This window comes from Monashia sp. HAY1-11D (assembly GCF_056868035.1).
Genome location: NZ_CP200320.1, coordinates 1,644,689 through 1,664,583 on the forward strand (window position 1 = coordinate 1,644,689; position 19,895 = coordinate 1,664,583).

A 19,895-nucleotide genomic window follows, 5' to 3' on the forward strand; every position below is an offset into this window, starting at 1 on the left:
TCCTGTGGTCCCGGCTCGGTTCGGCCTACCGGCCCGAGCAGCTCACGCAGGCGCTCGAGGAGCGCCGGCTCCACGAGACGGTCGCCTACGTCCGGCCGCCCGGCGACGTCGCGGCGGTCGTGGCCGAGTGGGTCGGACGCGAGTTCCACCCGTCGATCCTCGAGTGGCTCGAGGCCAACGAGCAGTTCCGGCAGGACATCCTCGACCGTCTGGAGAAGGAGGGCCCCCTGCTCTCGCGCGACATCCCCGACACGAGCGCGGTGCCGTGGCCGTCGAGCGGCTGGACCAACAACCGCAACGTCACCAAGATGCTCGAGTCCATGGCCCGCCGCGGGCAGGTCGCCATCGCCGGCCGCAAGGGACGGCAGCGCTACTTCGACCTCCCGGAGCGGGTCTACGGCGGTCCGCTCGAGCGGCTGACGCCCGACGAGGCCACCCGCATCCGCAACGAGCGCCGTCTCGCGGCCCTCGGCATCGCGCGGGCGACCGGACCGGAGCTGCCCGGCGAGCAGGCGTACGTCGGACAGGCCGGTCTCGAGGTCGCCGTCGCCGGCACGTCCGGGACGTGGCGCGTCCACGAGCCCTACCTCGACGACTCTTCGCGTCGTCCGGCTCATCCGGGTCGTCCGGTTCGCGGGGCACCTTCCGGGGCCGCGCGGCGCTGCTGTCGCCCTTCGACCAGCTCGTGCACAACCGCACCCGGGCCGAGCAGCTGTGGGGCTTCGAGTACTACCTCGAGATGTACAAGCCCAAGGACCGGCGACGCTGGGGCTACTTCGCGCTGCCGATCCTGCACCACGACCGCCTGGTCGGGAAGCTCGACGCCCAGGCCGACCGCAAGGCCGGGGTCCTCGTCGTCAGCGCCGTCCACGAGGACGTCCCGTTCACCCGGTCCATGGCCACGGACGTCGACCGCGAGATCGCCGACCTCGCCGCCTGGCTCGGCCTCGAGGTCCAGCGCGCCTGACGTGGTCGACGACGTCAGCCGCGGCTGACGCCCTGGAGCTGCTCGAAGCGTCCGTGCCCGTTCGAGGTGGCGGGCGGGGCGGGCGGCGGGACCAGCCCGTCGACGGCGTCGCCGTTGCGCTCGGCGCGCCGGTCGGCCGCGCGCTTGGCCCCGTTGGTCCGGTACCCGCGGATCGCCCGCTTGGACTGGGCCGACAGCACCGACTGGTCGCTCTGGTGCGACAACGCCGACGTGTTGGACATGTTCGACAGGAACGAGAACGCGCTCATCGAGGACCCGATCGACAGCAGCGAGGCGATCGAGCCGATGCTGCCGACGGACAGGATCGAGCCGACGCTGCCGATCGACAGGATCGACCCGGTCGAGCCGATGGACAGGAACGAGTCGCGAGAGGCGATCGACCACTTCCCGCGGAGGGGTCGGGGAATCGTGGGCATGCTCCCGATCCTAGGCACGCGTACTCGGATTTCGCTGCGTTGCGCCGCGGCGCGTATCAGCGCCCTGGTCCTCGGCCCCTCCTGTTCATCCCCTCGCTACTCCGGCCACCCCGGCCACGCAGGATCAGGAGCACGACCGTGACCTCGCCCGGCACCTTCGCCTTCACCGTCCACCCGCGGACCCGCATCGGCGAGGACCTCGCCCGCGTCTGGGCACCGCTGGGGCGCGTCCCGGAGCGCGCGTACGCCACGGCCCTGCGCCGCCTGCCGCTGCCGCCCCACGCCATGGCGCGGGTCCGCATCGGTGACCAGCACGTCGGCCACGTCGTCCTCGTCCCGTTCGGCGCGCGGCACCTGCTCGAGGCACCCGGCGAGGGACGCGCCCGCGTCCACCGCGCCATCGACAAGGCCCGCGACCTCGGCTGCGACGTCGTCGGCCTCGGCGCACTCACCGCCACGGTGACCGGCGGCGGTGTGTCGCTGCGGGGCCGCACCGACATCGGTGTCACCAACGGCAACGCCTTCACCGCCGCGATCATCGACGACCAGGCCCGCCGCCTCCTGCGCGAGGCCGTCGACCCCGCCGCCGACGCGCACGTGGCGGTCGTCGGCGCCACCGGCAGCGTCGGCTCCGCCCTGACGCGGCTGCTGGCACGCGACCGCGCCGTGGCCCGCCTGACGCTCGTCGCCCGGTCGCGTCCCCGCCTCGAGGCCCTCGCCGCCGAGGTGGGACGCCGGGTGCCGACGACTGCAGCCACGACCCTCGGTGCCGTGGGCGACGCCGACCTCGTCGTCCTCCTCACCGCCTCGGCCGACGCGCTGCTCGGGCCCGAGCACCTCAAGCCCGATGCGGTCGTCCTCGACGGCACCCAGCCGCGCAACACCTCCGCCGACCTCCTCGGCACCCGTCCGGACGTCCTCGTCGTCGACGGCGGTGTCGTGTCGATCCCGTCGCTGCGCCTCGTCGGCGGCGACATCGGCCTGCCGGACGGACGCGCGTACGCGTGCTTCGCCGAGACGGCACTGCTCGCCCTGTCCGGCCACCGTGGCCACTTCTCCATCGGCGCTCCCGACCTCGAGCTCGTCGACCAGACGCGGGCGCTGGCAGCGGACCTGTCGCACCTGGGCTTCCGCGCCGCAGCTCCGACGTCGTTCGGTCGGCCGGTCACCCTCGACCGCAGCGCGGATCACCGCGGTCCTGAGGCCGGCACCCGACGCGTGGTGCTGGGGGTGGCGTCGTGACCACCGTCGTGCGGGGCGGCCACCGGGCCCAGCAGCGCGTCGTCCTCCTCGGCGGCGGCTACGTCACGCTGCACGCCTACGCCGGCCTCATGCGTCGGGCGGGGCAGGCCGTCCGCCGCGGCGACGTGCAGGTCGTCGTCATCAGCGCCGACGACGCCCACAGCTTCCACGGCTTCACCGGCGAGGTGCTGGCGGGCCTGCTTCCCTACGACCGCATCCGCACCCCGCTGGCCGGCGCGATGCCGCACGCCCACGTCGTCGTCGGCCGGGCCGTCGGCATCGACACCGAGCGCCGCGTCGTCCGGTACGAGCAGGACGGCGAACCGGGCCAGCGCGTCCTCGACTACGACGAGCTCGTCGTGGGCACCGGCGGCCGGGAGCCGGCCACGACGGTCCCCGGCCTCGCCGAGCACGGGTTCACCCTGCGCTCGCCCGGCGACATCGAGGTGCTCGCCGACCGGGTCCGCGCGGCCGCCGACCAGCACGGGCTGCGCCGGCACACCGTCGTCGTCGCCGGCGGCGGCCTGGCCGGGGTGGAGATGGCCGCGGCGGTCGCCGACCTCGGGGGCGCCCGCGTCCGCGTCGAGCTCGTCCACTCGGGGCCGAACCTGTTGCCCGAGCTGCACGAGGCCCAGCCCCGCCTGGCGCGTCGCGCCGCGGACGAGCTGCGGCGCCTCGGCGTCCACGTCCGGCTCGGCGTCCGGCTCGCGGCGGTCACCGCCGACCGGGCCGTCCTGTCCGACGGCACGACGCTGCCGGCGACCACCGTCATCGCGACGATCGGCCAGCGGCCCGTGCGCGTTCCCGGTCTCGACGAGCACCGCGACCCGCGCGGCCGACTCGTCACCCGCCCCGACCTGTCCGTCGTCGAGCACGTCTGGGCGGCCGGCGACGCCGCGTGCGTTGTGCACCCGACGCGGCGCGAGCCGGTACCCGCCAACGCGCTGTGGGCCATCAAGGGCGGCGACCACGTCGGCGCCAACGTCGGCCGGTCCATCCGTGGACGCGCCACGCGGGCGTTCGGCTACCGCGGCCTCGGCCAGGCCGCGTCGTTCGGGATGGGACGCTCGATCAGCGAGCTCTACGGCGTCCCCTTCACCGGATGGGCTGCCTGGGTGCTGCGGGTGACCTTCTTCCTGCGGTTCATGCCGTCGCGCCGCAAGGCCCTGCAGGTGGTCGGTGACCTCGCCCGGGTCGCCCGGCACGGCCGCCCGGTGCCCTCGGCGGCGTCACGAGGCGCGCTGATCCCGTTGGCCGCCGCTCGCGGCGGCGGCCACCTCGGCCACCTGGAGCGCGTCGAGACCTACCCGCCGCGCCCGGCCCGGTCGTCCGCCGCTTCCTACGTCACTGCTCACTCTGACTGAGCACTGACGTACACACGGCACCCCCCGGGCCCCCGCGGCGACACCCTCCCACCGCTACGTCACTGCTCACTCTGACTGAGCACTGACGTATCCACGGCACCCCCCGGACCCCCCCGCGGCGACACCCTCCGACCGCTACGTCACTGCTCACTCTGACTGAGCACTGACGTACCCACCACGGCACCCCCCGGGCCCGAGCCTGCTGACGGGCCGCCCGATCTCGTCAGTCGTCGAGCTCGAGGACGCACGCCGTCCCTAGGTCGACGAAGCCGACGCGGCGGTAGATGTCGGCCGTGGGGTCGGAGCCCGCGGTGAGGAAGACGAGGTCGACGCCGTGCTCGCGACACGCGCTGACGAGCGTGCGGGTGATGGCGCTGCCGTGGCCCCGGCCGCGGTGCTTCGGCGGCACGGCGATCCCCATGAGCTCGGCGACGTCCCCCCGCGGCGCGGCCGACCCCGCCCCGCAGAGCCGACCCTCCTCGAACGAGGCGACAACGACGAGCTCGCCGTTCTCGATGAGCTCGGGGCGCTTGCCGGTGTCCTTCGGCTCGACGACGTCACGCTCGCCGAACCCCGCCGACACGGTCCCGATGGCGAGGGCGAGGTGCGGCTCGGCCGGACGCAGCGGGCGGGCCCGCGGGTCCGGTTCGACGACGACGTCGGGGGGCAGGACGAGCAGCGGGTAGCGGCGCGGCTCGTACCCGGCCGCGCGGACCGCGGGCAGCAGCGTCGGCGTCACGTCGTCCACCCACTCGATGGCACGCGGCACGTCCAGGGCCGCCTGCCGCGCGAGGACCCGCTCGACGTCCGACACGGTGAACGCGTCACCGCCGCCGAGGCGCGGCCGCGCGTAGAACTGCCAGCCGGTGCCCTCCTCGGCCAGGAAGAGGGTGAACGGGCCCACCTCCTCGGTCGTGGCCACGGCGCGCGGGACACGGTCGTAGTACGCCTCGATGCGGTGCAGGCGCCGGTCGGCGGCACCGGGCTGGCGGCGCGTGCGCGAGGTCGTCATGCGGCGAGGATGACACCGCCTCCGGGCCGCGGGCCATCCATTTGGCGGTGCCGGTCGGACAGGGCGGGGGTCATCGCCCGCGGCGGCTGCGGAGGTAGTCGGCGACGACGTACTCGCCGAGCCGGGACACGTCCGGGGTGAAGACGCGTCCGCCGGCCCGGCGCGCGACGGCGTCGACGAACCGCGCGAGGCCCGGGTCGTCGCCGAGCATGAAGACGTTGAGCGTGGCGCCCGAGCGCCGCAGCTCGTCGACCTGCGCCACGGTCGCGCGGACCGTCTCGGGCAGGGCCGGCCAGTGGAACGACGGCCGCCCGTCGGCCTCGAGATGGGCCGTCGGCTCGCCGTCGGTGACGACGAGCACGACGGGCTCCGCGTCGGGATGGCGCCGCAGGTGGCGGGAGGCGAGCATGAGCGCGTGCTGGAGGTTGGTGCCCTGCACCCACTCGGGCTCGGCCTCGGTCAGCTCGACGGGCGACAGGCGGCGGGCGGCGAGGTTGAACCCGATGATCTCGAGCGCGTCGTGGCGGAACCGCGTCTGCACGAGGTGCGAGAGGGCGAGCGCCGTCTGCTTCATCGGCCCCCAGCGTCCCTCCTGGAGCATCGAGAAGGACATGTCGACGCAGAGGGCGACGGCCGCGCGGGCGCGCCGCTCGGTCTCGGCCACCTCGAAGTCCTCGACGAGCAGGTCGACGCCACCGGTGCCCGACGCAGACCGGTGGGCTGCAGTGCGGCGCAAGGCGTTCGAGACGGTGCGGACGGTGTCGATCGGCAGCTCGTCGCCGAACTCCCACTGCCGTGAGAGTCCCGTCAGCTCGTCGGCCTGGCCGGCACTGCGGTCGTCGTGGTCACCCCGGCCGGTGGCGTCGACGCGCTCGAAGACGCGGCGCAGCGCCGTCTCGCCCAGACGCCGGACGGCGCGAGGCGTGAGCCGGAGGCCGTCGTCGCCCCTCGAGACGTAGCCCTGGCGCTCGAGCTCGTGCTCGAGCCGGCGCAGCTGGTCCATGTCCCTGGCGGCGTCGGCGCCGAGGTGCTGCTCGAGACGCTCGACGTCGACGTCGTCGAGGCTCGCGCCGTAGTACGACTGGCCGAGCTGCTCGCCGAGCTGCTCGAGGTCGGCCAGCTCCGCGACGGCGTCGACCGCCTGGCCCCAACCCAGCGACTCGGGTCCCTGCCCCGGGCGCACCGGCGTGGAGCGGTCCAGGCCCGGGCGCAGCGCGCGGAGGTTGTCGGACAGCTGCGCCATCTGCGAGGCGAGATCGGGGTCCCCGAGCGCGTCCGACATCAGCTGGGCCAGCTGCTCGCGCTGCTCCGGGCTCAGCGACGCGAGCAGGCGCTCCGCGGCGGCCTGCCGGCGGGCGAGGGCGTCGATCAGCTCGTCGACGTTCTGCGGGTTCTCGGGGAACATCTCGCCGTGCTTGTCCATGAAGTCGCGGAACCGGTCGTCGGTGTCCTCGCCCCGGGCGTGCGCCGCGAGCAGCTCGTTGAGGTCCGCGAGCATGTCCTTGACCGCCTGCATCGCTCCGGGGTCGTCGCCGGACAGCGCCCGGCGCAACCCCTCGAACTGCGCGCCGACGACCTCGCGCTGGAGCATGCGTCGGATCTGCTCGTAGGTGGCGCGGGCCTCGTCGGAATGCCACTCGTGGTCGGCGAGCGCCCGCACCGCCCCGGCGACGTCGTCGGGGATCGTCGCGAGGTCCATCTCCGCGAGGCGCGCCGCGTCGCCCTCCTCACCGGCGAGGGCGTCGCGCTCCTGGGCGAGCGCCTGGTCGAGCATGGCGCGCACCTGGTCGAGCGTGCCGCCGAGGTCGCCGCGGCGGCGGGCCGCCTCGCGCAGCCGACGGACACGGTCGGCGAGGTCGTCGAGCCCGCGCCGGCCGTCCAGGCCGCGTCGGAGCAGGTCGCGCAGCGACTCCCGGAGGCTGCCGCCGGCGAGGACGTCACGGCCGACCTCGTCGAGCGCCGAGCGGACGTCGAACGGCGGCGCCAGCGGGTCGGGGCCACCGGTCCACGGCCCGTAACGGAAGCGGCCGTGCACGTCGCCGGTGTCGCGAGGGCTCATCGCCCCACGCTACGTCCGGCCCCGGAGGCTGTCGACGGCCGTCGCCGCGCCGCAGGTCCCGCCGCCCCCCGCGTGGCGGCCTGCGCGTCGCGGCTCACGACGGAGGGCCGAGGCGGAACAGGACGACCGAGCCGAGGACGAGCACCGCGGCTCCTGCGACCTGGCTGCCCATGAGCAGCGACCACGCCTGGATCCCCGGCAGGGAGTCGGACCCGGTACGCAGGCGGTGGAGCAGCACGGCGTCTACGCGTCGTCGCGCGTGGTCGGCGACGATGACCATGACCGCGAACATCACCGTCTTGACGACGAGCACCAGGCCGTAGCCGGTGGAGGGCAGGCCCACCACGTCGGCCCGGCTGCTGCCGACCACGAGGACGACGCTCGACACGACCACGGTCACGACGCACGCCAGCGTCGTCCGCGAGAACGCGCCGACCTCCGCCGACAGCGCGTCGAGGTCGCGCATCGGCAGGCCGGACGCTGCGAGGACGACGACACCGCCGAGCCAGACCGCCGCCGCGACGACATGGGCGAGGAGCGCGACGACGACCAGCCAGGGACGCGGGCCGGGCGCGTCGGCCGGCGCGGCGAGGAACGTCGCCGACAGGACGACGACCGCGAGGCACGCCCAGCCGCGTCGCGGACCGACGATCGGCCCCGCCGCCAGGTCGGGGAACCAGGCGACGAGCGCGGCGAGGGCGGCGAGCCGGACCAGCACGGACGCCCACGTGTCACGCGGGACGTCGCCGAACGGCGTCCCGGTGGTCACGAGGACGACCGGGAGCAGGACGGCGGCGGCGCCCAGCACGTAGACGCCGACGTCGACGAGGAGCAGCTGCCTGCGCAGGTACCGGCCGTCGCGGGCCACAGTGGCCCAGAAGGCGAGCGGCCCTGCGACGAGGACGAACCCGACGAGCGCCGCGGCCTCGTCGAGGAACAGCAGCACCTCCCGAAGCGCGGTGACCATCACGGCCTCGGCAGGTCGAGCTGGAGGACGACGAGCGCACGGTCGACGGGCAGCGGCGCGCGCACCGTCATGGCGCCGCGGACGCCGTCGGAACACACGCGCGCGTCGCCGGTCAGCTCCGGGCAGGTGAGATTGAGCACGGAGTCGCCCTGGGTCGACACGACGACCGGCGCGTCGGCCGAGGACACGAGCGGTGCGACGGCTGCGAGGGAGCGGCCGGCAACGGACGGGACGCTGCGCACCGTGCTGCCGCTGAGGACGTACCGCAGCTCGAGGACCAGCGAGGGTCGCCCGACCACGACGACCTGCCGCGTCGACACCGTGCCGGAGTCGACCGCGACCGGCTGGCCGTCGACGGTCAGCTGCACCTGCAGGGCCACCGGACGGAGGGTGCGGAAGTCGCGGCCCGCCGCCCCGACGTCGGGCGGCCGGAGGGTCAGCCGCGTCAGCTCGGTGGCGAGCACGACCCGTTCGGAGACCTCGAGCGCCCCGTCCGGTGTCGGTGTGACCCGCAGGTGCACGCCGGGCTTGTTGATGCCGGGCCCGCTCGGCGCCCGGGACGTCGGCGTCGCGTGCGGCAGCGTCCTCTTCGGCGCGGGTGTCGGCTTCGAGGGCCTCGAGGGCGTCGGTGACGGCCTCGTGCCGCCCTCGCCGGTCGCCCGCGGCGCGGCAGGCTCCGGACTGCCGGACCGCGCAGTGGAGCCCACCTCCGGCGCATGGGCCCAGACCCACCCGGCCCCGGCCAGCAGGACCAGGGGCAGGGCGACGCCGGCCCCGTACCGCCGCAGGACGACGGAGCCCCGCTTGGTGCGTGCGTCCCCCATGGGCCGCATCCCTTCCCCGGCCAGATCCCTCCCCCCGAGAGACCTCCGGTCCCATGAGTCTGACCTATAGTCGATGTCACGGGACCTGTCGGACGGGGGAAACTTTCCGACGGCTCCGGGACTCTCACCTGGGGAGGTGGAGCGCATGGACGTTCGTCGACGCGCGGTCGTGGGGGCCGCGGCACTCATGACGACGGCAGTACTCGGCGCGTGGGCCGGGGCGTCGCAGGCTGCGGAGCCGCAGGCGCGGATCTACGTGGTCCAGGGGTTGCCCGGACGCACGGTCGACGTCGCCGTCGACGGCCGGACCGAGGCCACCGGCATGGCCGGGGCCACGCTGTCGAAGGCCATCGACGTCAGCCCCGGCAAGCACACGATCTCGTTCTCGGACAAGGGGACCCGCATCCTCGCCCGGATGGTCGACCTCCGACGGGGGTCGAGCACGGACGTCGTGCTGCACCTGCCCGTCAACCCGGCAGGGGCCCCGACGGTGACGCTCTACGACAACGCGACCAAGCCCGTGCCGGCCGGCAAGGCGGCGGTCGCCGTGGCGCACACCGCTGCCGTGCCCCCGGCCGACATCCGCGTGAACGGCAAGGTGCTGTTCGCCAACATCGCCAACGGCGAGTCACTCGACCTCGTCGTGCCCGCAGGGACGTACCGGGTCGACATCGTCCCGGCCGGAGCCACCTCGCCGGTCGTCCTCGGGCCGCTCGACCTCGCCGTCAAGGCCGGGTCGCTCAACCGCGTCTTCGCCGTCGGGGACCCGTCGAGCAAGACGATGCGCGTCGTCGTGCAGGTGCTTCCCGTCGGGAGCACCGGCTCGGGCGCCCCGGGGCGGGTCGACACCGGCGCCGGGGGACAGACGGACGCCGGCTCCGCGCTGTCGTTCGGGCCGCTCTCGCTGCACCGGTGACGCCCGGAGGGCTCCGCACGCGCTGTCCGGGGCGACGCGTGGTGGTACCGGTCGTGGTCATGAGCATGGCCGTGCTCCTGAGCCTGGGCGTGGCGGGCTGCGGTTCGCCGGTCACGGCGGCGGGCACGTCGGCGGGGAGGTCGGCAGGCACGGCACCGCAGGCGGCGGGCACGGAAACCGCGGCCACGGCAACCGCAGCGACGGCAAGCCCACCGCCGTCTGCTCGCGTGGCCCGCACCGCGGCGAGCGAACGCGTGCGGTTCCGGCCCGAGCGCGTCGTCCTGCCCGGTGGGGAGGACGCACCGGTCGACCCGGCCACCACCGTCGACGGCGTGCTGGCCGTCCCGACCGACATCCGGCGCGTCGGCTGGTGGGACGGCAGCGCGTGGGCCGGTGACCCCTTCGGCACCGTCGTCGTCGCCGGCCACCTCGACGCGCCGGGCCAGGGCCTCGGGTTCTTCGAGCGGCTGGCCCGCCTCCGTCCCGGCGACCCCGTCGTGCTCGAGGGCGAGGGGCACCGGGCCGGCTACCGCGTCACGTCGGTGCGGGCCGACCCCAAGGCCGCCATCGACGCGTCGAGCGCGGTCTTCGACCAACGGGGCGAGCACCGACTCGTGCTCATGACGTGCGCGGGCCACTTCGACCGGGCGACGCGCAGCTACGACGAGAACCTCGTCGTGACCGCAGTGCCCTCCGGCGCGGCCCGCTGAGCCCGGGGCCGTCGGCTCAGGCCCCGTAGACGGTGCGGCCCGCGACGGTGTCCTTGTCGATGCGACGCGTCAGGTGCAGGCCCTCGAGCACGAACTCCACTGCGGCAGCGACCTGCCCGGGTGACGCGTCGTCGCCGTGGCCGAGCCGGTCGAGGACCTTGCTCAGGCCCGGCACCGTGCCGACCTGGGCCAGCAGCTCGGTACCGGGGATGAGGTCGCCGGTCTCGACGACGGCGCCGTCGGCGAAGAGGTTGGTGAACCCGGTGAGGTCGAGGCCGGCGAGGCGCGCCCGGTACGTCTCGGCCGTCGCGAGCCGCAGCAGGTGCGCGAGGACGTCGCGCTCGCGCCCCTCCTCACCCATCTCGAACTCGACCTTGCCGAGCAGGGTGGGCACGACGGTCGGCACGTCGCAGATGCGCGCCACGGCGTAGGCCTCGCCGACGCGGGCCGACCGACGCAGGGCCGAACCCGCCACCCCCTCGGCGGCCGCGATCGCGAACCGCGCGGACACCCCCGACCGCTGGTCGACCGACGCCGACTCGCGCAGCCCTCGGGTGAACCGGGCGATGACCTCCAGCAGGTGCTCGGGCACGTCGGCGACCAGGTGCGCCTCCTGTGCGACGAGCTCCACCTCGTCCGCCACCTCGAGCGGGTAGTGGGTGCGGATCTCGGCGCCGAAGCGGTCCTTCAGCGGAGTGATGATCCGGCCGCGGTTCGTGTAGTCCTCCGGGTTGGCCGTGGCGACGAGCAGGACGTCGAGGGGCAGTCGCAGCGAGTACCCGCGGATCTGGATGTCGCGCTCCTCGAGCACGTTGAACAGCGCGACCTGGATGCGCTCGGCGAGGTCGGGCAGCTCGTTGAGGCCGAAGATGCCACGGTTGCTGCGCGGGACGAGGCCGTAGTGGACGGTCTCGGGGTCGCCGAGCGTGCGGCCCTGGGCGACCTTGACCGGGTCGACGTCGCCGACGAGGTCACCGACGCTGGTGTCAGGGGTCGCGAGCTTCTCGGTGTAGCGCTCGCTGCGGTGTCGCCACCCGACGGGCAGGTCGTCGCCGAGCTCGCCGGCGAGGCGTCGGCAGCGCACGCACGACGGCTGGTGCGGGTCGTCGCCGATCTCGCACCCCTCGACGACCGGGCTCCACTCGTCGAGCAGCCCGGCGAGGGTGCGCATGAGCCGCGTCTTGCCCTGGCCGCGCTCGCCGAGCAGGACGAGGTCGTGACCGGCGAGCAGGGCGCTCTCGAGCTCGGGCAGCACGGTGTCCTCGAGCCCGACCATGCCCGGGAACGCGTCCTCGCCCGCTCGGAGGCGGGCGAGGAGGTTCTCGCGGATCTCGGCCTTCACGCTGCGATGGACGTGCCCGGACGCGCGCAGGGCGCCGAGCGTCGTGGGTCGGGAGCCGGTGGTCTCGCTGGCGAAGTCGCTCACCACGTCACGCTACGTCCGCTCCGGCGAGGTGTCGACGGGATGTTCGCGCAACCGGCCCCGAGGGGGCTGGGCGGCGGTTACAGTGAGCCGCCCTCCCCGCAGGGGGGATGGGGGAGGAGAAATCACGCATGCTGCGCTGCCGCGCTGCCATCGCCCTCGTCGCAGTCGTCGCCGCGACGCTCGTTGCACCGTCGGCCGCGAGCGCCGCCGACAGCATCGGCATCCTCGATCGCGATGTCGTCGCCCTCGACTCCTCGAAGACCAGCTTCACGCGCACCTCCGGCCCGGAGGACGTCGTGTCGGCAACGGTGTCCGCGACGAACCAGATCGTGCTCTCGACCACGAACGCGACGAACCCCACCGTGACCCTGACCCTCGGCGACGGGACCCTGCCGCAGTCCGGTGGCTACTACTTGCTCGGCAAGACGACGAACAACACGATCAGCGGGATCTGCGGCGGCCTGACCAGTGGGCACCTCGCGGTCGACCACGTCGTGTACTCCGGCGACACGGTCACCGAGCTCTACGCCAGGTACGGGACGTCGTGCAGTGCGCTCGGGTACTCGTCGGGCCTCATCCGGATCGGCGTCACCACCCCGTACGCCGTCGTGCGGACCCCGCCGGTCGCCATGGGTCTGGTCGCGGTCTCACCGCCAGCCGTCACCCCGGTCCGCTTCGTCAACGCAGGCACCGGGCCCACCGGCACCCTTGCGGCGGCCACCGTCGGCACCAACATCGTGGGAGTCACCGACTTCTCGATCGTCTCCGACGGCTGCGGCGGTCGCACTCTCGAGCCCGGTGAGGGCTGCACCGTCGACGTCGGCTTCACTCGTGCCACCGCTGGCACGTCCTTCTCCCTGGTCAAGGTCGGCGATGTGACCTACCCCGGCCGTCAGATCGTCACGGGTATCACCGCCACGGCCGTGCTGCCCCCGTCACCGCCCGCCCAGGTCCTTCCCTTCCCCGTCCGCGGTGGCGAGGGGATCTCTTGGGCCGCAGCCAGCGGTGACGTCGCGTCCTACCGGGTGCTCAAGCAGGTCGACGGCGCGTGGGTGGACGCGTCGGGGACCCTGCCCGTGGCCCAGCACACGTGGGTCGACACCACGCTGGCGTCGGGTGTGTCCGCGACCTACGCGGTCGTGTCCGCGAACTTCGCGGGGCAGTCCGCCCCGTCCTCTCCCGTGACCGGCACCCGGCCGCCCACCGACGCCGTCGTGGGAGACGTCGACGAGCTGACCAGGGACGTCATCCCGGACGACCTGAGTGCGGCTCCGCAGCCACCGGCGATCAGTCGTTCTCCCCTCAGCTCCAGCGGCGGGACACTGACCTCCGACACGATGAGCGTCAGTCTGCCCGCCCTGCTCCGCGGGCCCGGGACGTACCGGCTCAACGATCCCTTCGGTCCCCTCAGCACGTACTTCTCCATCTCGGGGGTGGGGTGCGTCGGCCCGACCGACCTCGACGTGGCCGAGCTGAGCTACAGCCCCGACGCCGTGCTCGAGTCGCTGGCGGCGACGTACCGGATGACGGGCTGCTCCGGTGGCACGGTCGTCGGGCAGATCCGCTACCACTCGACGGCGAAGGCGAGCCTGCTCGCCGTCACACCCGTCAGGACCGACCTGCCGACCACCCGCGTCGGCGAGCCCTCGCTGACCACGCAGGTCGACGTGAGCAACGTCGGAGACCTACCCGTGTCGCTCGGCGCCCGCACCCTGGCCGGCTCTGGCGCGGGTGACTGGTCGGTCGTCTCGGACTCCTGCGGCGGCGCCCTCGCCCCGGCCGGGGTCTGCAGCGTCACCCTGAGCGCCGTGCCGAAGGTCGGCGGTGACCGCGACGTCACGCTGGCCTTCACCGACTCCACTCCGGCGGGCTCGCACCGGGCCCTGGTCAAGCTCCACGCCATCGGCCTGCCCACGGCTCCCACGGCGGTCACCGCCCTGCGGTTGCCCTTCGGAGGCATCGACCTGACGTGGGACCTGCCCACGGATCCCGGAGGGCTCGACGCCACCCGGTGGCTCGTCCGGCGTCAGTCGAACGGCACGGAGACCGTCACCTCGGTCCAGGCGCAGAATGCGGTGGACACCTCCGCACCGCCTGAGGCCACCTACTCCGTGGCCATGGAGAACTCGGTCGGTGAGGGACCCGCATCCGTGCCAGTGACGCCGTCGCGCGCTGTCGACGTTCTGGCGGTCAAGGACAACGTGGCCTGGGGTGGGCCCGCACCGAGGCTCGCCGGCATCGCGGTCGACGGTGGCCGCCAGACCGTCGCGTGGCCCGTCCCCGGGCTTCCCGATGCCGTGGCCGGAGCGACCGCGTCTCCGGACGGACGGTCGATGGTCAGCGTCCGCTGGACCGTGGGCGGATCCGAGCTGTGGCGACACCCGGTCGACAACAGCACCGCGCCGACCAAGGTGTGGTCCACCGCATCGCGGGTGGTCCGGGTCGCCTGGTCACCGGACGGGACGCGGATCGCCGTCGGGACGACGCCCGCGGACAACTGCTGCCCCTACACCAGTGTCGTCCTCGACGCCGGGACCGGGACGGTCCTGGCGTCAGTCCCCGACCTCCGCGCACCGACCTGGCTGCCCGACGCGCGGACCCTGGTTGCCGCCGATGATCTGTCGGGCACGCTGACTCGTGTGGACGCCAGCACGGGTCGACGCCTCGGCCCGATGACCGGATCCCCCAGCGGTGACTGGCCGACGGTGTCACCGGACGGCCGATGGCTCACCTACCGGACCGGGAGCAGCCAACTGGTGGCGATCGTCCCGCTCGCCGGCGGAGCTGTCCGCACCGTCGACCTCGCCGGCGCCGGGACGCCTCAGTGGGCCCCGGACTCGCGCTCGATCATGCTCAGCGCGTCGTACTACACCAGCGGCACGTATCGGGTCCCGGTCGGCGAGGACGGCACGCCCGGCGCCCCGGTGCAGCTGTCCCTCGTGTCGAGCGGTCAGCCGGAGGTGCTGGCGTGGGTCGGGAGACGGGTCTCGATCGGGGCCGTGCCGGCCGTCACTGGGCGCGTCGTGACCGTTCCCGTCAGTCTCACGTCCTTTCCGACCGGCACGGACCTGTCGTGCGCCGTCGACTCGGGCGCGTACGCATCGTGCACGACGACGTGGAAGACTCCGACGCTGACCGCCGGCACGCACACCGTCCGGGTGCGGTCCGTCGAACCCGGCGGCCGCACCACGGTCGCCGCGCGCACCGTCTCGGTCGACGCGAGCGCTCCCGTCACGAAGGCGACGGCGCTCCCCGTCGCGCTGCTCGCGACCACGACCGCACTGCGCTTCTCGGCCACGGACACCGGCGGCAGCACCGTCGCGAGCTACGACGTGCGTTATCGCTACGCTTCGCCGACGGGGTCGTTCAGCGCGGTGAGCCAACCCGCGTCGTGGCAAGGCCTGCGCGGCACCTCGCTCCCGCTGGCGCTCGCGAAGGGCTACACGTACTGCTTCGGCGTGCGCGCTCGGGACGCCGTCGGCAACCTCGGCGCGTGGTCGTCCGAGACGTGTACGACAGTCGCGCTGGACGACCGCTCGCTCACCGGCACCGGATGGACGCGAGGCACGAACGCCTCCTACTTCCTCGGCACCTACACGACGGCTGCCACCTCGGCCCGGGTCCTGTCTACCAAGGGGACCGCGCGCCAGGTCGGACTCGTCGTCACCACCTGCTCGACGTGCGGCACGCTGGACGTGCGCCTCGCCGGCGTCTACCTGGGTCGCCGTTCCACGGCGACGTCGACGACGACGCGCGTCAAGCAGGTGATCTGGTTGCCTGCCGGCGCGTTGCGGTCCGGCGCGCTCACGTTGACGACGGTGGGGTCCAAGCGCGTCTACGTGGACGGCGTGGTGCTCCGGCATTGACGCCGACCGGCGGGCGCATGCGTCCCGTGGCGCTCGCGCGTCACTCCTCGCGGGCTCGCGATCACCAGGCGGTTGACCATCCCGGCCATCTAAACCTCGGGATGCTCCCGGACCGGGCACCGACGGGGCACGGCGGGACGCCGGCCGACCAGCGGCGGGTGGTTGGCTGGGCCCATGGACACCGACGCGTGGCGCGAGCGCATCCGGGCCTTCGCCGACGAGCGCGACTGGGGCCGCTTCCACGACCCGAAGAACCTCGCCATGGCGTTGTCCGTCGAGGTGGCCGAGCTCGTCGAGGTCTTCCAGTGGATGACCCCCGAGGAGTCACGAGCCGTCATGGCCGGCGACCGCGCGGGTGACGTCGCCGACGAGGTCGCCGACGTCCTGACCTACGTGCTGCGCCTCGCCGACGTGCTCGACCTCGACCTCGACGCCGCCCTCGCCTCGAAGGCGCGGCGCAACGCCGAGCGGTACCCGGTCGAGACCTCACGCGGATCGAGCGCGAAGGCTCCGCCGCTCGGTCGGGCGGAACAGGTGGTGCCGGCGGCGACGGCCGGGCCGCCGGTGCCGCTACCCGTCGAGGTGACCGCACCGGTGCTCGGGGTCGACGCGTGCCGGGCCGGGTGGGTGGGAGCGGTGCTCGAGCCGGACGCCCCACGGCCGCGGGTCGTCGTGGCGCCGACCATCTCGGGGCTCGTCGAGCTCGTGCGTGAGTCGCTCGGCCTGGCCGTCGTCGGCATCGACATCCCGATCGGGCTGCCCGACTCCAGCCTTCGCCAAGCGGACGCGTTGGCCCGCAAGGCGATTCGCGGCAAGGCCGCCTCGGTCTTTTCGACGCTGACCCGAGCCGCCTACGCCGCGTCGACGCGCGAGGAGGCCGATGCCGTCAACCGGCGCCTGGTCGGCCAGGGCGTCGGCGCCCAGGCGTTCGGGCTGCGCGAGAAGATCCTCGAGGTCGACGCGTGGCTGCGCACCCGACCGACGGTCCGCGTCCTCGAGGTGCACCCGGAGGTGTCCTTCGCGACGATGGCGGGCCGACCCATCGTGCCGGGCAAGAAGACGGACGAGGGACGCGACCTGCGCCTCGCCGCCCTCGCCGCCGCCGGCATCGCCCGTCCGTCGGTGCTCGGCGGCTCGGGCTATGCCGCCGACGACGTCATCGACGCGTGCGCCGTCGCCTGGACGGCCGCGCGGTACGCCGCGGGTCTGGCCACCTCGGTGCCCGACCCGCCCGAGGTCTTCGCCGACGGCCTCCCCGCCGCCATCTGGTGCTGAGCGGGCGGGACGGCCGCCAGAATGGGGCCATGACCGGGTTCCGCATCGAGCGTGACGACCTGACCGACCCCGCCGTCGTGGCGCTCCTCGACGGTCACGTCGCCGAGCTGCGCCGCATCTCGCCGCCCGAGAGCTCGCACGCGCTCGACCTGGACGGCCTGCGGGCCCCGGGCGTGACGTTCTGGGTGGCCCGCGACACCGATCACGGCGTGCTCGGCTGCGGTGCGCTCAAGGTGCTCGACGCGTCGCACGGCGAGGTCAAGTCGATGCGCACCGCCCCCCGGGCCCAGCGCCGCGGCGTCGCCCGGGCCCTGCTCGCCGAGGTGCTCGACGAGGCCAGACGGTCGGGGCTGACGCGTCTCAGCCTCGAGACCGGCTCCGCCGGTTTCTTCGCCCCGGCCCGGGCCCTGTACGCGGCGCACGGCTTCGTCGAGTGCGGCCCCTTCGCGGGCTACCGCCTCGACCCGCACAGCACCTTCATGACCCGCGAGCTGTGACGCGTCGCCGCCTTCGCGCCACGCGAACCTGACGTCGCCGGCCACAGGTCACCGATCGGACATGGCCGCCCGAAAAGCGCGAACAGGGAGCAACCGGCACCGTTAGCCTCCGGCACATGTCGCCGTACGCGCGGGCCGCCCGCGCCCTCCTCTGCTTGACCTCGCTGGCCCTCGCCAGTGCCTGCACCAGCGGTTCGACGGGAGCCCCGACGGCCGCCGGGTTCGCCCAGACGACCGTCGCCGGTCGCTCTACGTCGCCGTCGCCGACCGGCAGCACGCCGCCGACGTCGGCCCCGTCGACGAGCGCGGCCCCCGTCGCCCCTCCCAAGGCCGTCGAGCAGACCCGAGCCGCGGCGTCGCTCCGCAAGGCGCTGCTCGCCCTCGACGACCTGCCCGCCGGTTTCTCGGAGGAGAAGGAGGAGGCCGAGGGCGGCCCAGCCGTCATCACGTCGAAGAAGGCCGGCTGCACCCGGCTCGTCACGCTCATGAACGCCGAGAAGGTCCCGGGCTCCATGGCCGGCGCCACGAGGACGTTCTCCAGCGGCGCCGACGGCCTCGTCATCGACGAGATGCTCGACGCCATGGGGTCGCCGCACCGGGTGAAGGATCTCCACGCCAGCATCGAACGCGCCGTCGCCGGCTGCCCCTCGATCACGTTCAAGGTCCCGGCCGGCACGTCGAAGATGACGGTCCGCAAGGTCAGCGCGCCGGATGTCGGGACCGACGCGGTCGCCTTCCGCATCACCGCCGAGGGCGGTGACCTCGACGGCTTCGAGGCGACTCAGGTGTCCGTCGCCGTCGAGGACGTCGAGCTGACGATGATCTTCTACAACGCCTACCCCGAGGAGATCGAGGGTGCGGCGGAGGACGCGTACTCCAAGGCCGCATCGGTCCTCGTCCGCGAGACGACCGCCAGCTGACGCACTGAGTCGGGTCGCGGTACGGGCCTCGACGCCCGCGTCGGCGAGCGGGTCACAGCGGCCGCGAGCGCCGACGCGGTGGCGTCCCAGCCCGGCTGCGTCGGGTGGACGAACTCGGCGACGTCGCGACCCGGTGACCCGACGGGCACCAGCCACGCCGAGGACTGGTCGCCGAGGACCCGGGGGTCGAGCCCGTGGACGCGGCCGCCCCACGCCTGCTTGACGGTGTCGACGAAGTGGTAGCGGTCGGCGCCCTGCTCGGCGTCGAGCTCGGCGACCGCCTGCGCCTGGAGGGCGTCGCCGAGGCGCTGGAGGTCGTTGAGGGCGGCCCCGGCGTCGTAGGTGGGTGCCACCTCGGGAATGCCGTAGCTCTCGCGGTCGATGAGGAAGGGGTAGCTGAGCAGGTACACCTCGGCGTGACCCCCCGATCGGGCCTCGACCGCGCGGAGTGCCTCCGTGGTGCGCTCCACCATGGTCGGGGCCTTGGCGCGGGCGGCGTCGAGGTCGGCCTTGCACCGCGTCGGCTCGCGGGCCACGAGGCAGTCGGCGACGATCGCCGAGAAGCCGATGTCGTTGCCGCCGATGGTGAGGAAGACCTCGTCGGTGTCCGGCGTGACGGCGTCGATCTGCGGCCGTGCGTAGAGCTGGCACTGCACGGTGCCGGTGTAGAGGCTGCCGACCCCGACACCCGCGAGGAACGTGTAGCGGTAGTCGAAGTCGGGCTGGGCGGGGACGCCGCACAGGCGCGCCACCCGGGCCCGGCGCAGCCACTCGGCCTGCTGGTCGGGGTAGGTCGCCGGGTCGATCGGGTAGGTGGCGGTCTTCGTCGAGGGGTCGCCGAGGTCGCGTGGCTCGAGGATGTCGGCGACGACCCCGCCGCTGCAGGCGACGTTCGTGTAGCTCGCGCCGATCGCCGCAGCGACCTGGGCCCCGTAGTTGTCGGGCGAGCGGTAGCACGTGCGTTCCTCATAGGTTCCGGTCCCGTTGCCGGCCGAGTAGGAGTCCCCGAGCTGGACGACCTGTCGCGACGGCGTGGCGGAGGCGTCCGTCACGCCGGGCGCGGTCGTCAGGCCCGTGGCGGCGAGCGCGAGCGCCACTGCGGCGACCCGTGCGGGCCGGGACAGGCGGCGGGCGGAGCGGTGCACGTGGGACTCCTTCGTCCGGTGACGGTCTCGAGTTTCCCAACGACGCCCGGGGGCCTGAGGTCACGCGCTCCCGGCCCGAGGCGCCGTCACCGGGATGTCACGTCGAGCTCACGACGGCGTGACGTCCCGGGGTGATGATGAGGGGGTCGGCTCCCTCGGGTGGCCGCGATGGGGCCGCCGGGACGGGTCGGCGCGGCACCCACCGCGAAGGAGGAGCGATGAACCGCATCAGGGCGATCATCCGGTGGCTCGACGACTACACCCTCTG

The 19,895-nt window shown here is 73.9% G+C and carries 16 protein-coding genes; 9 read left to right on the forward strand and 7 right to left on the reverse strand.

What is annotated here, in order from left to right:
• Positions 1-265: 265 nt before the first annotated feature.
• Positions 266-967 (forward strand): DNA glycosylase AlkZ-like family protein, encoded by a 702-nt coding sequence (locus AC1VM9_RS07585; RefSeq protein WP_483122139.1) that lies wholly within the window; start codon positions 266-268, stop codon positions 965-967.
• Positions 968-981: 14 nt separating this feature from the next.
• Here the strand turns inward: AC1VM9_RS07585 and AC1VM9_RS07590 are convergent, their stop codons facing one another.
• Positions 982-1,404 (reverse strand): hypothetical protein, encoded by a 423-nt coding sequence (locus AC1VM9_RS07590; protein ID WP_483122141.1) that lies wholly within the window; start codon positions 1,402-1,404, stop codon positions 982-984.
• Between the two features lie 138 nt (positions 1,405-1,542).
• On the opposite strand from AC1VM9_RS07590, the gene AC1VM9_RS07595 reads away from it, so the two are divergent.
• Both AC1VM9_RS07595 and AC1VM9_RS07600 read left to right on the forward strand, forming a co-directional pair.
• Positions 1,543-2,646 carry a semialdehyde dehydrogenase gene (locus tag AC1VM9_RS07595; protein ID WP_483122143.1) on the forward strand — a complete coding sequence of 368 codons (1,104 nt, stop codon included), beginning with the start codon at positions 1,543-1,545 and terminating at the stop codon, positions 2,644-2,646.
• The gene (locus tag AC1VM9_RS07600) at positions 2,643-4,010 is read left to right on the forward strand and encodes an NAD(P)/FAD-dependent oxidoreductase (protein ID WP_483122144.1); all 1,368 of its coding nucleotides are present in this window, start codon (positions 2,643-2,645) and stop codon (positions 4,008-4,010) included. Before AC1VM9_RS07595 ends, AC1VM9_RS07600 begins: the two co-directional genes overlap by 4 nt.
• A 223-nt stretch (positions 4,011-4,233) precedes the next feature.
• Here the strand turns inward: AC1VM9_RS07600 and AC1VM9_RS07605 are convergent, their stop codons facing one another.
• The 4 genes from AC1VM9_RS07605 to AC1VM9_RS07620 all read right to left on the reverse strand — a co-directional run bounded on the left by AC1VM9_RS07605 (position 4,234) and on the right by AC1VM9_RS07620 (position 8,872).
• Complete coding sequence (locus tag AC1VM9_RS07605; protein ID WP_483122146.1) at positions 4,234-5,022, reverse strand: GNAT family N-acetyltransferase; 789 nt, start codon at positions 5,020-5,022, stop codon at positions 4,234-4,236.
• 70 nt (positions 5,023-5,092) lie between these two features.
• The gene (locus AC1VM9_RS07610) at positions 5,093-7,081 is read right to left on the reverse strand and encodes a VWA domain-containing protein (protein WP_483122148.1); all 1,989 of its coding nucleotides are present in this window, start codon (positions 7,079-7,081) and stop codon (positions 5,093-5,095) included.
• Positions 7,082-7,175: 94 nt separating this feature from the next.
• Entirely contained in the window at positions 7,176-8,048 is an 873-nt protein-coding gene (locus tag AC1VM9_RS07615; protein ID WP_481343584.1) for a hypothetical protein, read from the reverse strand.
• Positions 8,048-8,872 carry a hypothetical protein gene (locus AC1VM9_RS07620; protein ID WP_483122150.1) on the reverse strand — a complete coding sequence of 275 codons (825 nt, stop codon included), beginning with the start codon at positions 8,870-8,872 and terminating at the stop codon, positions 8,048-8,050. Before AC1VM9_RS07620 ends, AC1VM9_RS07615 begins: the two co-directional genes overlap by 1 nt.
• A gap of 145 nt (positions 8,873-9,017) precedes the next feature.
• On the opposite strand from AC1VM9_RS07620, the gene AC1VM9_RS07625 reads away from it, so the two are divergent.
• Together AC1VM9_RS07625 and AC1VM9_RS07630 are read left to right on the forward strand one after the other, a co-directional pair.
• Positions 9,018-9,788, forward strand: a complete 771-nt coding sequence (locus tag AC1VM9_RS07625; protein ID WP_481346441.1) for a DUF4397 domain-containing protein — start codon at positions 9,018-9,020, stop codon at positions 9,786-9,788.
• Between the two features lie 227 nt (positions 9,789-10,015).
• Positions 10,016-10,498 (forward strand): class F sortase, encoded by a 483-nt coding sequence (locus AC1VM9_RS07630; protein WP_483122152.1) that lies wholly within the window; start codon positions 10,016-10,018, stop codon positions 10,496-10,498.
• A 16-nt stretch (positions 10,499-10,514) separates the two neighbouring features.
• Here AC1VM9_RS07630 and AC1VM9_RS07635 read toward each other — a convergent pair whose 3' ends face one another.
• Entirely contained in the window at positions 10,515-11,924 is a 1,410-nt protein-coding gene (locus AC1VM9_RS07635; RefSeq protein ID WP_483122154.1) for a sigma 54-interacting transcriptional regulator, read from the reverse strand.
• A 128-nt stretch (positions 11,925-12,052) separates the two neighbouring features.
• Here AC1VM9_RS07635 and AC1VM9_RS07640 point away from each other — a divergent pair, with 128 nt between their 5' ends.
• The 4 genes from AC1VM9_RS07640 (at position 12,053) to AC1VM9_RS07655 (ending at position 18,482) form a co-directional block, all read left to right on the forward strand.
• Positions 12,053-15,790 carry a hypothetical protein gene (locus tag AC1VM9_RS07640; protein ID WP_483122156.1) on the forward strand — a complete coding sequence of 1,246 codons (3,738 nt, stop codon included), beginning with the start codon at positions 12,053-12,055 and terminating at the stop codon, positions 15,788-15,790.
• Positions 15,791-15,964: 174 nt separating this feature from the next.
• A complete protein-coding gene (locus AC1VM9_RS07645) occupies positions 15,965-17,065 on the forward strand; it encodes a DUF429 domain-containing protein (protein ID WP_483122158.1) in 1,101 nt (366 codons plus the stop codon).
• Positions 17,066-17,094: 29 nt separating this feature from the next.
• A complete protein-coding gene (locus tag AC1VM9_RS07650; protein ID WP_481346438.1) occupies positions 17,095-17,562 on the forward strand; it encodes a GNAT family N-acetyltransferase in 468 nt (155 codons plus the stop codon).
• 116 nt (positions 17,563-17,678) lie between these two features.
• Positions 17,679-18,482, forward strand: coding sequence for a hypothetical protein (locus AC1VM9_RS07655; protein ID WP_483122161.1), 804 nt, complete (start codon positions 17,679-17,681; stop codon positions 18,480-18,482).
• On the opposite strand, the gene AC1VM9_RS07660 is transcribed toward AC1VM9_RS07655, so the two are convergent.
• On the reverse strand, positions 18,398-19,627 hold the full coding sequence (locus AC1VM9_RS07660; RefSeq protein ID WP_483122162.1) for an SGNH/GDSL hydrolase family protein: 1,230 nt from the start codon (positions 19,625-19,627) through the stop codon (positions 18,398-18,400). The genes AC1VM9_RS07655 and AC1VM9_RS07660 overlap by 85 nt on opposite strands.
• Between the last annotated feature and the right edge of the window lie 268 nt (positions 19,628-19,895).